The sequence below is a fragment of the Bradyrhizobium sp. 521_C7_N1_3 genome (assembly GCF_052075975.1).
GTDB classification, from domain to species: Bacteria; Pseudomonadota; Alphaproteobacteria; order Rhizobiales; family Xanthobacteraceae; genus Bradyrhizobium; species Bradyrhizobium japonicum.
Window position 1 is genome coordinate 6,418,133 of the sequence record NZ_CP197232.1, and the last position, 11,914, is coordinate 6,430,046.

Here is an 11,914-nt window from a genome sequence, read left to right on the forward strand (position 1 = left end):
TAATCGATGAAACCCGCCCTCTTCACCGCCTGGCAGACCTGGGCTCTGCTCTCGGCCTGCTTTGCGGCGCTCACCGCGATCTTCGCCAAGGTCGGCGTCGAGAACGTCAATCCGGATCTGGCGACGTTCATCCGCACGATCGTGGTGCTGCTGGCCTTCTCGGTGCTGCTGTTCTTCACCGGCCAGTTCGCGGTGCCGTCGGCGGTCTCGTCGAAGACCTGGCTGTTCCTGGTGTTGTCCGGGCTTGCGACCGGCGCGTCCTGGCTGTGCTATTTCCGTGCGCTGAAGCTTGGCCCCGCGACGCTGGTGGCGCCGATCGACAAGCTCAGCGTCGTGCTGGTAGCCCTTTTCGCCTTCGCCTTTCTCGGCGAGCGTCCGACCGCACAGGGCTGGCTCGGCATCGCCATGATCGGCGCCGGCGCGGTCCTGCTGGCCGTGAAGTTTTGAAGGGCGGAACAAAGGTGGCGTGAGATCGGTTTCTGGCGGGTCGCTTCCCAGCCTCGATCGAGAGACCGATGTCGAGCCAGGCCTCCCATCACCCCACCGGCCAGACGAGACGCGCCGGCCGCGCGCTGGACGCGGCCAACTTCTTCCTCGCCGACGTCCGCGACGGGCTTGGGCCCTATCTCGCCGTCTATCTCCTCACCGAGCAGCACTGGGACGAGGCACGCATCGGCCTCGTGATGTCGATTGCGACCATTGCCGGCATCGTGGCGCAGACGCCGGCCGGCGCGCTGATCGATGCGACGCGGGCGAAGCGGCTCGCGATGGTCATCGCCGCCATCATGGTGACGCTGGCGTCACTGTCGCTGCCGCTGTTTCCCAGCTTCCTGCCGGTCGCGGTCTCGCAAGGGATCGCGCAGGCTGCCGCCGTGATCTTTCCGCCGGCGATCGCCGCCGTCTCGCTCGGGATCTTCGGCCATGCCGCCTTCACCCGGCGGATCGGCCGCAACGAGACCTTCAATCACGCCGGCAATGCAGTCGCCGCCGGCCTGGCGGGACTTTCCGCCTATTGGTTCGGCCCGACCGTGGTGTTCTACCTTCTCGCTGCCATGGCGGTCGCAAGCCTCGTGAGCATTCTCGCGATCCCCGCTCGTGCCATCGACCACGACCTCGCCCGCGGGCTGCACGATGCCGATACCGGTGACCAGGCGGAGCAGCCCTCAGGTCTCGCGGTGCTCCTGACCTGCCGCCCCCTGCTCGTCTTCGCGATCTGCGTCGTGCTGTTTCACCTGTCCAACGCGGCCATGCTGCCGCTGGTCGGGCAGAAACTCGCGCTGCAGGACAAGAACATGGGCACGAGCCTGATGTCGGCCTGCATCGTCGCAGCGCAAATAGTGATGGTGCCGTTCGCGATGCTGGTCGGCGCGAAGGCCGACCGCTGGGGCCACAAGCGCTTCTTCCTCGCCGCATTGTTGATCCTGCCTATTCGCGGCGCGCTCTATACGCTCTCCGACAATCCATTCTGGCTGGTCGGCGTGCAGCTTCTGGACGGTGTCGGCGCCGGCATCTTTGGCGCGATCTTCCCCGTCATCGTCGCCGACCTCGTGCGCAACACCGGCCGCTTCAACGTCGCGCAGGGCGCGATCATCACCGCCCAGAGCATCGGCGCGGCGCTGTCGACGACGCTTGCGGGCCTCGTCGTGGTCGGCGCCGGCTACAGCGCGGCGTTCATCACGCTCGGCGCGGTCGCCGCAATCGGTGCCATCGTCTGCCTCCTCGCTTTGCCCGAGACCCGGCGTGGCACCTTGCAGGCACAGGGGAAGACAGCGGCTCCAGCATCGGTTATCGCTGCCGAATGAACCGACCCAACCTCAAGGACTGAACGTGCCGTCTGACGCCATCTGGGCCTGGAGCATCATCGTCGCCGCGACCGCAGGCGTCATCATCCGGCCCTTTCGCCTGCCCGAGGCGATCTGGGCCGTGATCGGCGCCGGCGCTCTGGTGCTGTTCGGCCTCCTGCCGTGGCAGGACGCGCTCACAGGCATCGAGAAAGGCGTCGACGTCTATCTCTTCCTGATCGGCATGATGCTGATTGCCGAGCTCGCCCGGCTCGAAGGCCTGTTCGACTATCTCGCCGCCCTCGCCGTCGAATATGCAGCCGGCTCGCCGCAGCGCCTGTTCCTGCTGATCTATCTGGTCGGCACGCTCGTCACCGTGCTGCTGTCCAACGACGCCACCGCGATCGTGCTGACACCCGCCGTCTACGCCGCGACGCGCGCGGCTGGCGCCAAGCCGCTGCCCTATCTCTTCGTCTGCGCCTTCATCGCGAACGCTGCGAGCTTCGTGCTGCCGATCTCGAACCCCGCCAATCTCGTGGTGTTCGGCTCGCGCATGCCGCATCTGACCGAATGGCTGCGTCAGTTCGCCCTGCCCTCGCTCGCCTCGATCGTGCTGACCTATGTCGTGTTGCGTCTCACCCAGCATCGCGCGCTGAAGGAGGAGACCATCGAGCGCCGCGTGCCGCACAAGGTGCTCAGCCGCGGCGGCAAGCTGACCGCGATCGGCATTGCCGCGATCGGCGTCGTGCTGATCACGGCCTCCGCGCTCGACAAGCAGCTTGGCCTGCCGACCTTCATCTGCGGCGCCGTGACGACCGGCCTCGTCCTGCTGCTCAGCCGTCAGTCGCCCATGCCGGTACTGAAACACGTGTCCTGGAGCGTGCTGCCGCTGGTCGGCGGGCTTTTCGTGATGGTGGAAGCACTGGTGAAGACCGGCGTGATCGGCCATCTCAGCGCACTTCTGCACGAGGCCGTCGCGCAGTCCGTACCCGGGGCCGGCTGGAGCGTTGGGATCGCCACCGCCATCGCCACCAATATTGCCAACAACCTGCCGGTCGGCCTCGTCGCCGGGTCGATCGTGGCCGCCGATCACCTGCCCACCTCGGTCGTCAGCGCCATCCTGATCGGCGTCGACCTGGGACCGAATTGCTCGATCACCGGCTCGCTCGCCACGATCCTCTGGCTGGTCGCACTCCGCCGCGAAAAAATCGAGGTCGGCGCCTGGCCGTTCCTCAAGCTGGGCCTGCTGGTGACGCCCCCCGCCTTGATCGCAGCGCTTGCGGCTGCAATCCGGTAATCGCGCGCAATTTGCGGCGCATCAATGTCGCCGGCAAAGCCGGACCTATGCTTGACCTCGTCGCGCAGCTACGGCGCGGCACGGAGGTCCATCATGCAGATTCAGTCAAAGGCATTGCCGCAGAGTCCTTCGCCGCGTCGCTCGTTTCGGAGCTTCACCGCGCCGGAACAAGGAGGCGGGACATTCCACCCCCTGCTCGTCGTCTCGGTCGTGGTGCTGCTGACCCTGTTCGCGATCGTGGAGATCGATCTCCACAGCGCCCAGCTTCAGGCGATCGGTCTGCTCGGGTCCGGGATCAATCCCGTCTTCCTGAGCCCGTAGCGGGAAAAGCCCGATCGCGGCCACAAGGCCGCGACCGGGCAACGCGTTAGTCGTTCTCGTAGCCGTAGACTTCCGGCAGGATGAAGATTGCGGCGAGCAATCCGATCAACGGGAAGATCGCGACCATCAGCGTGGCATTCGCCTGTCCGATCGCCGCGAACACCGTCGGGAACAGGAAGATCGCCAGGAACGACGGCAGCTTCACGAACATGTAGGCGAAGCCGCTGGCCGTGCCGCGATACTTGGGCTTCGCAACCATGGTCGGGATCGTCATGCAGTTCGACGCGTCCCAATAATGGCCCCACAACATGGCGGCCGCTGCGAACGGCAGCAGGATCTTGTTGTCGGTGTAGAGCGCGAAGGCCGCGACCAGCAGCGAGGCCAGCACGATGCCGAAACCGGCGATCGCGATGCCGCGGTGGCCGATCTTCGGCGTCAGCAGCGGGCCGACCCAGCCGGACAGAGCGGCGAAGCAGAACAGCGCCATCGTCACCAGATTGATGCCGAGCACGCTCGACACCCCGACCATGACAAAGAGGACCGGCAGGTAGAACGCGAAGGTCGAGAACTCGCTGCCCTGGGCGAAGCAGGCGATCCAGCCGTAGATCGTGGCGCGCCAGCGGATCGGATCCTTCTTGAGATCGGCGAGGAACGCGCGGGTCGAGACCTTCGGCACCTCCACGTCATGGTTCGGCAGCATGTCGAGATTGTCGTTGAACATCTCGCGCGCGACCTGCTTGGCCTCGCGGTAGCGTCCCTTCTGCACGAGCCACACCGCCGTCTCCGGCACGTCGTGGCGCATGACCAGGATGATCAGCGCCGGCAAAGCGCCGAGGCCGAGCGTCACGCGCCACAGCATCTCGTGCTGCATGTCGGTCAGCAGGAAGATCACGATGACGCCGATAGTGAGAACTTCACCGACGGCGAACATGAATTGCCAGCGATTGCCCATGACCTCGCGCTCACCCTTGGCCATGGATTCCATGATGTAGGTGTAGCCGGTCGAGATATCCGAACCGAGCGGAATGCCGAGCAGGAAGCGGATCACGATGAGCCAGGTGACATTGGGTACGAAAGCCTGCGCCAGCGCCAGCACGATGAACAGCACCATCGTCACCAGGAACATGACGCGGCGGCCGATCTTGTCGGAGAGCCAGCCGCCGAGCAGCGCGCCGATCAAGGCGCCGCCCTGCGTGCCGGCGGCGGCAAGACCCAGCATCAACGGATCGGGATTGTACTGCTCCTTGATGAAGATCAGCACGAAGGCGATCGAATAGAGATCCCAGGCTTCGACCAGGATCGAGGCCATCATCAGCCAGCCGACCTTGTTGCCCTTGGGACTGTAGTTCGTAATGAGGTAGCGGACCGCGGCTTCGCTCGCGGTCGGTTGTGGCATCGCCATCGTTGACATCTTTGGTCCTCTCTTCAAAACTCTCTTACGTGCCGAGCAGCGGCTCGATGCTGCAATCGAGCAGGCGCGGATCGATCCCCGCCTCCATGCCCGTGAACATCTGGTCCATGTAGTCGATCAACGCATCGCTCGCCTTCACGGCGTCCTCGACGTGGCGGCCGGCGACCGCACTGAGAATGGCGAGGTGGTGATCGATCGTGCCCGACAGGTCGGCCTGTCCCGGCATGAAGCGATGGTGGATGTAGCCGATGCGGCGGTACAGCGTGTGCAAGGGCCGCAGCGTGTGCACCAGGAAGGGCTCGCCGGCGGCTTCCAGCACCAGCGCGTCGATGCGGCGATCGATGCTGTTGAATTCGTCGAGGGTCAGGGTGGCACGGCGTTCGCGCAGCAGACGCTCGATGTGCAGCGCCTGATTGCGATGCGACAGGCTGGCGCGATCGGCCGCGAGCCGCACGACAAAGCGCTCCATGTCGCGGCGCAAGGCCAGCAGCATCCGCTCGCGCGCAAGATCGATCGGCGCGATGTGCAGGCCGTGGCGCGGACGGATGATGATGAGCGTGTCGGCGGAGAGACGATTGATGGCGTGATGCACCGGTGTGCGCCCGAAACCGGTGATGTGCTGCAATTCCAGCATCGTCATGAATTGTCCGGGCTTGAGCTCGCAGTGGACGAGCAGCTCTTCGATCTTCTGGTAAGCCAGCTCGAAGAAGTTGAGCCGGTTGTGCCGGGAGGGCTTGCCCTCGCCGTCGTCCTCGTTTCTCACCACCTCGAGCGCGCGCTTGCGTCGTGCCATGTCGTCCTCCTGTCAGCCGCGCTCTCATTGCTCGGTGGCGCGATATTTGTGGGACCCTTAAAACATGTTGTGATATATTACAAGCAGGCGTAAGACGTTCGCGCGACCTGCAACATGTTGCAGTGCGAAATGAGACGTCAGGCGCGAGGCGCCTGTAATGGGAGGATTGTTGCCGTGAAGATCACGTCGATCGAGACGCTGCGCACCGAGGAATTTTCCAACGTCATCTGGGTGCGCGTTCACACCGACACGGGCATGATCGGTCTCGGCGAAACCTTCTATGGCGCGGGCGCGGTCGAAGCGCAGATCCACGACACCTTTGCCGGCCGCCTGCTCGGCCGCAATCCGCTGCACATCGAGGCGATCCATCGCGACATGCTCAACCTGCCGATGGCGCAATCCTCGACCGGCGTCGAATACCGCGCGGCTTCCGCAATCGACATCGCGCTATGGGATCTGTTCGGCAAGGTCTGCAATCAGCCTGTGCACCAGATGCTCGGCGGCCTCTGCCGCGACAAGCAGCGCATCTACAACACCTGCGCCGGCACCCAATATGTCCGCTCGACCAATATCAGCCCCGTCGCCAACTGGAATCTCGGCGCCTCCAAAGGCCCCTACGAAGACCTCGACGGCTTCATGCACCACGCCGACGCGCTGGCCGAAAGCCTGCTGGAGAGCGGCATCTCCGCGATGAAGATCTGGCCGTTCGATCCGGCGGCCCAGGAGAACAAGGGCCTCTACATCACCGCAGCCCAGATGAAGCGGGCGATCGAACCGTTCGAGAAGATCCGCAAGGCCGTCGGCGACAAGATGGAGATCATGGTCGAGCTCCACTCGCTCTGGAACCTGCCGACCGCCAAGCAGATCGCGCGCGCGCTCGAGCCCTACAAGCCGACCTGGTACGAAGACCCGATCCGGATGAACTCGCCGCAGGCGCTGGCCGAATATGCCCGCTCGACCGACGTCTGGGTCTGCGCCAGCGAGACGCTGGGCTCGCGCTTCCCCTACAAGGACATGCTCGACCGCGACGCCATGCATGTGGTGATGGCGGATCTGTGCTGGACCGGTGGCTTGACCGAAGGCCGCAAGATCGCGGCGATGGCCGAGACCTATCACCGCCCGTTTGCGCCGCATGACTGCATCGGCCCGATCGGCTTCATCGCCGCCATCCACATGTCGTTCAGCCAGCCCAACACGCTGATCCAGGAATCGGTACGCGCCTTCTACAAGGGCTGGTACAATGAGCTCGTCACCACGATGCCGACGATCAAGGACGGCTTTGTCTATCCGATGGAAGGACCCGGCCTCGGCGTCGACCTTCTGCCCGCCGTATTCAACCGCTCCGATCTCACCGTGCGCCGCTCCAACGTCTGAGGATTTCTTGAGATGAGCACCGCCCTCTTCGACCTTTCCGGCCGCACCGCGCTCGTGACCGGCTCCTCCCGCGGGCTCGGCCGCGCCATTGCCGAGGGCATGGCGAAAGCCGGCGCCAGGATCATCATCAACGGCGTCGATCCCAAGCGGGTCGAGCAGGCCGTGGCCGAATTTCGCGCCGCCGGACATCAGGCCGAGGGCGCCGCGTTCAACGTCACCGACGAGCCGGCGATCGCCGCCGCCTTCAACGACTTCGACAAGAAGGGTATTGCGGTCGACATTCTCGTCAACAATGCCGGCATCCAGCACCGCAAGCCGCTGGTCGAGTTCACCACCGACGAATGGCGCAAGGTAATCGAGACTGACCTCACCAGCGCCTTCGTGATCGGCCGCGAGGCCGGCAAGCGCATGATCCCGCGCAAGCGTGGCAAGATCATCAATATCGGCTCGCTCGGCAGTGAGCTCGCACGTCCCACCATCGCGCCCTACACCGCGGCCAAGGGCGGCATCAAGAATCTCACCCGCTCAATGGCGGTGGAATGGGCCCAGCACGGCATCCAGGCCAACGCGATCGGCCCTGGCTACATGCTGACCGACATGAACGAGGCGCTGGTCAACAACACCGACTTCAACAACTGGCTGATGGGTCGCATCCCCTCCAAGCGCTGGGGCAAGCCGGACGAGTTGGTGGGCGCGGCGATCTTCCTGGCATCGGTCGCTTCGACTTACGTCAACGGACAGATCATCTATGTCGATGGCGGCATGATCGCCGCGATGTAATCGCGAAACAGGGAACGAGACCATGCGCGCCGTCGTCATCCACGCCCCGAAAGACCTGCGGATCGACAGCTATCCCGATCCAGCCCCCGCCCCGGGCGAAGTCCGCGTCAAGATTGCGAACGGCGGCATCTGCGGCTCCGACCTGCACTACTATCATCACGGCGGTTTCGGCGTCGTGCGCATCCAGCAGCCGATGGCGCTGGGCCATGAGATCGCGGGCGTGGTCGCGGCCGTCGGTGACGGCGTCACCAATGTGAAGCCGGGCGTGCGTGTCGCCGTCAATCCGAGCAGACCGTGCGGCCAGTGCCTTCATTGCCAGGAAGGCATGCGCAACCAGTGCCTCGACATGCGCTTCCTCGGCAGCGCGATGCGCTTCCCCCATGTCCAGGGCGGCTTTCGCGAGTTCATCACGGTCGATGCCACGCAAGCCGTGCCGATCGCGGACAAGCTGTCGCTGGCGGAAGCCGCGGTGGCCGAGCCGCTCGCAGTGTGCCTGCATGCCGGCAAGCAGGCCGGCCCCCTCCTCGGCAAGCGCGTGCTGATTACGGGTTGCGGGCCGATTGGAGCGCTGATGATCCTGGTCTCGCGCTTCGGCGGCGCGTCCGAGATCGTGGTGACCGATGTCGCCGACGCGCCGCTCGCGGTCGCAAACAAGCTCGGCGCCACCCACGCCATCAATGTCGCGACCGATGCCACAGCGCTCGATCCCTGGCGCACCGGCAAGGGCGTGTTCGACACCCTGTTCGAGGCCTCCGGCAACCAGGCCGCACTTCGCACCGCGCTCGACGTGCTCCGGCCCGGCGCGACGCTGGTGCAGCTCGGTCTCGGCGGCGAGATGACGCTGCCGATCAACTCTATCGTCGCCAAGGAATTGCAGCTCCGCGGCACCTTCCGCTTCGACCCCGAATTCGAGCTCGCGGTACGGCTGATGGGCGAAGGGCTGATCGACGTGAAACCGCTGATCACGGCCACCATGCCGTTCGAGAACGCGGTCGCCGCGTTTGAACTCGCCAGCGACCGCTCGCAGTCGATGAAGGTGCAACTGACGTTCTAGGGCTGGTATCGCGGTTACTGGCTCCCGATCAGCTTATCGCTGACCAGCCGGACCGCGCCTCGTTTCCACGAATAGTCGGCGCCCATGCGCAGGCCGCTGTCGCCACGGGACAGCACCGCACCGGTCCTGGCATCGCGGACCTGGAAGCCGAGCGTGTATTCGGTGCGGCTGACCCGCCGCACCACGCCGATCAGCGACTGGTCCGCACCGAGCTTTTGCGCGATCGCCGCCTCGCAGCCATCACAATCCCGCAAGGCGCGCGCCTTGACCACCTCGCCGCCGGCATCAACGATGCGGTAGCGGCCGGATTGACCCAGCGCCTCGCGCACGCTGCCGGTGACCTCGGCCAGATATGACGCATCCGACGCGGCCGAAGTGCCCGCCGCGGCGGCGGTCGTGTCCTCGAGCTCGAAATCGAACACCGCCAGCGCGACCGGCGCGGGCGTGGCGAGCGCGGCCATGACCTCGCGAGACACAAAGATCTCGGCACGCTCCCATGATTCATCATTGTCGCCGCGGAAGGTGTAGAGCTTGTCCATTACGAGCTTCTTGGCGCCGACGTCGATGACGGCAACCTTGGCCCATTGCACCAGCGTGCTGGTCTTCTGGATGCCGCCGATGACCTTGAAGGCCGCGCCGTCCTGGGCAGACGGCACTGGCCGGTAGCGGCCGCCGACACTGATATCCCGCCGGAGCGCGGCCATGAACGCCGACAGCCGCCGCTCGTGGGCGGCGGTCTGGTTGGCCGGCTCGGCCGACGTATCGGTGTAGCTGAAATCGTCCATGGCAACGCCGATGGCATCCTCGGCACCGGCAGGCGAAGAGGCCGCCGGGAGGACGAAGAGGAGGAAAGCAGAGAGGATCAAGCTGATACGGCGCATGCGGGCCTCGTGTGATGGAGCGGCGGCGCAATCTGGACGGCAGCCTCGGGTCATGCAGCCGTCCCCGTCCCGGCGCGTGCCGGGAAAATTTCACGACGTTGCACCGCGGTATGCGCAGCGCTTTGCCCCGCTTGCGTTCTGCCGTTTAATGCCGGGGCGACAATTCCGTTCGCGCGCCGCCGATGTGGAACCGCCCGAGGTTCGATCTCAAGGTCCGTCTGACGTTGCGCGTGGCCGCCATTTCGGCCGCGTGCTTCGCCGCGATCTCCGCCTATTTCCTCATCACCGCCGACCGCGCGGCCCATGCGCGCCTCGACGACATTGCGGCCATCGTGGCCAAGACGCTGGAGCTGCAACAGGGCAAGATCCAGTGGGTGGCGAGCCCGCGCTCGGACTTTCCCAACCTCGATCCCGTTTCGGCCTATGTGATGACGCCCGGCCTGTGCCTGGCGTTCCGCGGCGTGAGCGGCGACATCCTCCAGCGATTCTGCAGCGGCGCGCCGATTCCGGCGAACCCGCCGCCGCAAGTCTTCGCGGCCTTCTATCGCAGCCTGTTCGACCCCGGCCGCGAGGCGGCGCGGCCCGTGATCGTGCGCGGAACGAAGCTCGGCGAGACCGTGGTCTCGCTCGATCCGGCCGTGCAGACGGCCGACGCCTGGCACGAGGCCGGCCGCCTGATGCTCGCACTTGCGATCGCACTGCCGCTGTTGTGCGTCCTGGTCTACGCCGCACTGGCGCGTGCGCTGCGGCCCACCCGCATGATCCGCTCCGGCCTCGAACGGATCGCCGCCAATGACCTGTCGACGCGGCTGCCGCCGTTCGATCTCGCCGAGCTTTCGGCGATCCGCGACGTCTTCAACCATCTCGCCGAAAGCCTCGACACCGCGCTGGCCGAGCGCAGCGAGCTGACGCGGAAACTGATCGCACTCCAGGACGAGGAGCGCCGCCATCTCGCGCGCGAGCTGCATGACGAGTTCGGCCAGTCGCTGGCCGCCATCCGCGCGCTCGCCTCCTCTGCCCGCCAGACCGCCGTACAGGACTGCCCCTCCCTGCTTGGCGAGTGCGACGGCATCGCGCGGACCGCAACCGGCATGATGGAGACGCTGCGCGGCGCGCTGTTCCGGCTGCGCCCGCCTGACGTCGAGGAGCTCGGGCTTGTGGCGAGCCTCGAAGGCCTGGTTGCGGGCTGGAACGGTCGCAGCCGCGGCCAGACGCGCTTTTCGATCCGGTTCGACGGTGCGTTCGCGACCCTGCCCGCCACGATCAGCGCGAGCCTCTACCGTATCGTGCAGGAGGCACTCACCAACGCCGCCAAGCATGCCGGCGCCACGCGGGTCAGCCTGGAGCTTGCGATGCGTGCCGACGAGATCGCACTTGCGATCGACGATGACGGACGGTCGAACGATCCCGTCGCAAAGTCCGGAATGGGCCTGCTCGGCATGCGCGAGCGCGTCGCGGCCTTGCGCGGCCAGCTGAGCTTCGAGGCCGCGCCGAACGGAGGCTCCGCGCTGCGCGTGGTCATTCCGCTTGCAGGTCTCGACCGGCACCCACTGGAGCGCGCGGCATGAGCGCGGCCGATGCGACGATTCTGCTGGTCGACGACCATTCCGTCGTTCGCGAGGGCTATCGCTCCGTGCTCCAGAAGCAGCCGGGACTTCGCGTCGTCGCCGAAGCCGCCGACGGCGCCGAGGCCTACCGTCTGTTCAAATCCGAGGCGCCCGACCTCGTCATCATGGATCTGAGCATGCCCGGCATCGGCGGCATCGAGGCCGTCAGGCGCATCAGGCAATGGGACAAGGCAGCACGGATCCTCGTCTTCACCATGCACGAGAATGCCGGCTTTGCCGTGCAGGCGATCCGCGCCGGCGCGCGGGGCTATGTCACCAAGACCAGCCCGCCCGAGACGCTGGTGCGCGCCGTGATGGACGTGCTCGCCGGCAAGATCGCCATCAGCCCCGACATCGACCACGAGCTCGCGCTCAGCCGCATCAGCGGCGAGAGCTCGGCCGCCGACGTGCTCACGCCGCGTGAGTTCGAGGTGTTGCGGCTGCTGCTCGCCGAGAACACGACGGAGGAGATCGCCGAGACGCTCCATGTCAGCCCGAAGACGGTGGCGAACCTGCATTCGCTGATCAAGGACAAGCTCGGCGTCGGCTCCGACATCGAGCTGGTCCGGCTGGCGCTGCGGCAGGGGATATTGACGGAGGTCTGATCTCGACGAA

Annotated in this window: 12 protein-coding genes; 9 read left to right on the top strand and 3 right to left on the bottom strand. The window is 65.8% G+C overall.

Annotated elements, in window-relative coordinates:
* Nucleotides 1–6 precede the first annotated feature (6 nt).
* From AB7008_RS30100 to AB7008_RS30115, 4 genes are all read left to right on the top strand, one after another.
* On the top strand, nucleotides 7–447 hold the full coding sequence (locus tag AB7008_RS30100; protein ID WP_304490203.1) for an EamA family transporter: 441 nt from the start codon (nucleotides 7–9) through the stop codon (nucleotides 445–447).
* A 68-nt stretch (nucleotides 448–515) separates the two neighbouring features.
* Nucleotides 516–1,802 (top strand): MFS transporter, encoded by a 1,287-nt coding sequence (locus tag AB7008_RS30105; RefSeq protein ID WP_441259975.1) that lies wholly within the window; start codon nucleotides 516–518, stop codon nucleotides 1,800–1,802.
* 25 nt (nucleotides 1,803–1,827) lie between these two features.
* Complete coding sequence (locus tag AB7008_RS30110) at nucleotides 1,828–3,078, top strand: arsenic transporter (protein ID WP_441259976.1); 1,251 nt, start codon at nucleotides 1,828–1,830, stop codon at nucleotides 3,076–3,078.
* 93 nt (nucleotides 3,079–3,171) lie between these two features.
* The gene (locus AB7008_RS30115; RefSeq protein WP_028154966.1) at nucleotides 3,172–3,399 is read left to right on the top strand and encodes a hypothetical protein; all 228 of its coding nucleotides are present in this window, start codon (nucleotides 3,172–3,174) and stop codon (nucleotides 3,397–3,399) included.
* Between the two features lie 46 nt (nucleotides 3,400–3,445).
* On the opposite strand, the gene AB7008_RS30120 is transcribed toward AB7008_RS30115, so the two are convergent.
* Together AB7008_RS30120 and AB7008_RS30125 are read right to left on the bottom strand one after the other, a co-directional pair.
* Nucleotides 3,446–4,810, bottom strand: a complete 1,365-nt coding sequence (locus AB7008_RS30120) for an MFS transporter (RefSeq protein WP_028154965.1) — start codon at nucleotides 4,808–4,810, stop codon at nucleotides 3,446–3,448.
* 25 nt (nucleotides 4,811–4,835) lie between these two features.
* Nucleotides 4,836–5,603, bottom strand: a complete 768-nt coding sequence (locus tag AB7008_RS30125; protein WP_028154964.1) for a GntR family transcriptional regulator — start codon at nucleotides 5,601–5,603, stop codon at nucleotides 4,836–4,838.
* Nucleotides 5,604–5,777: 174 nt separating this feature from the next.
* Between AB7008_RS30125 and AB7008_RS30130 the strand changes: the two genes are divergently transcribed.
* The 3 genes from AB7008_RS30130 to AB7008_RS30140 are packed head-to-tail and all read left to right on the top strand — an operon-like array spanning nucleotide 5,778 to nucleotide 8,811.
* Nucleotides 5,778–6,977: a mandelate racemase/muconate lactonizing enzyme family protein gene (locus AB7008_RS30130; RefSeq protein ID WP_248878390.1), complete on the top strand. Its 1,200-nt coding sequence runs from the start codon at nucleotides 5,778–5,780 to the stop codon at nucleotides 6,975–6,977.
* Nucleotides 6,978–6,989: 12 nt separating this feature from the next.
* On the top strand, nucleotides 6,990–7,757 hold the full coding sequence (locus tag AB7008_RS30135; protein ID WP_441259977.1) for an SDR family oxidoreductase: 768 nt from the start codon (nucleotides 6,990–6,992) through the stop codon (nucleotides 7,755–7,757).
* Between the two features lie 22 nt (nucleotides 7,758–7,779).
* Nucleotides 7,780–8,811 (top strand): L-idonate 5-dehydrogenase, encoded by a 1,032-nt coding sequence (locus tag AB7008_RS30140; RefSeq protein ID WP_441259978.1) that lies wholly within the window; start codon nucleotides 7,780–7,782, stop codon nucleotides 8,809–8,811.
* Between the two features lie 14 nt (nucleotides 8,812–8,825).
* Here the strand turns inward: AB7008_RS30140 and AB7008_RS30145 are convergent, their stop codons facing one another.
* Nucleotides 8,826–9,692, bottom strand: a complete 867-nt coding sequence (locus AB7008_RS30145) for a DUF2380 domain-containing protein (RefSeq protein ID WP_441259979.1) — start codon at nucleotides 9,690–9,692, stop codon at nucleotides 8,826–8,828.
* Between the two features lie 182 nt (nucleotides 9,693–9,874).
* Between AB7008_RS30145 and AB7008_RS30150 the strand changes: the two genes are divergently transcribed.
* Complete coding sequence (locus AB7008_RS30150) at nucleotides 9,875–11,260, top strand: HAMP domain-containing sensor histidine kinase (RefSeq protein ID WP_441259980.1); 1,386 nt, start codon at nucleotides 9,875–9,877, stop codon at nucleotides 11,258–11,260.
* On the top strand, nucleotides 11,257–11,904 hold the full coding sequence (locus tag AB7008_RS30155; protein ID WP_028154958.1) for a response regulator: 648 nt from the start codon (nucleotides 11,257–11,259) through the stop codon (nucleotides 11,902–11,904). The genes AB7008_RS30150 and AB7008_RS30155 overlap by 4 nt, the downstream gene beginning before the upstream one ends.
* The last annotated feature ends 10 nt before the right edge of the window (nucleotides 11,905–11,914 follow it).

What these genes read in the sequence shown, in the direction of transcription:
- AB7008_RS30100 (WP_304490203.1), top strand. Translation starts at nt 7, where the DNA reads ATGAAACCCGCCCTCTTCACCGCCTGGCAGACCTGGGCTCTGCTCTCG.
- AB7008_RS30105 (WP_441259975.1), top strand. Translation starts at nt 516, where the DNA reads ATGTCGAGCCAGGCCTCCCATCACCCCACCGGCCAGACGAGACGCGCC.
- AB7008_RS30115 (WP_028154966.1), top strand. Translation starts at nt 3,172, where the DNA reads ATGCAGATTCAGTCAAAGGCATTGCCGCAGAGTCCTTCGCCGCGTCGC.
- AB7008_RS30120 (WP_028154965.1), bottom strand. Translation starts at nt 4,810, where the DNA reads ATGTCAACGATGGCGATGCCACAACCGACCGCGAGCGAAGCCGCGGTC.
- AB7008_RS30125 (WP_028154964.1), bottom strand. Translation starts at nt 5,603, where the DNA reads ATGGCACGACGCAAGCGCGCGCTCGAGGTGGTGAGAAACGAGGACGAC.
- AB7008_RS30135 (WP_441259977.1), top strand. Translation starts at nt 6,990, where the DNA reads ATGAGCACCGCCCTCTTCGACCTTTCCGGCCGCACCGCGCTCGTGACC.
- AB7008_RS30140 (WP_441259978.1), top strand. Translation starts at nt 7,780, where the DNA reads ATGCGCGCCGTCGTCATCCACGCCCCGAAAGACCTGCGGATCGACAGC.
- AB7008_RS30145 (WP_441259979.1), bottom strand. Translation starts at nt 9,692, where the DNA reads ATGCGCCGTATCAGCTTGATCCTCTCTGCTTTCCTCCTCTTCGTCCTC.
- AB7008_RS30150 (WP_441259980.1), top strand. Translation starts at nt 9,875, where the DNA reads ATGTGGAACCGCCCGAGGTTCGATCTCAAGGTCCGTCTGACGTTGCGC.
- AB7008_RS30155 (WP_028154958.1), top strand. Translation starts at nt 11,257, where the DNA reads ATGAGCGCGGCCGATGCGACGATTCTGCTGGTCGACGACCATTCCGTC.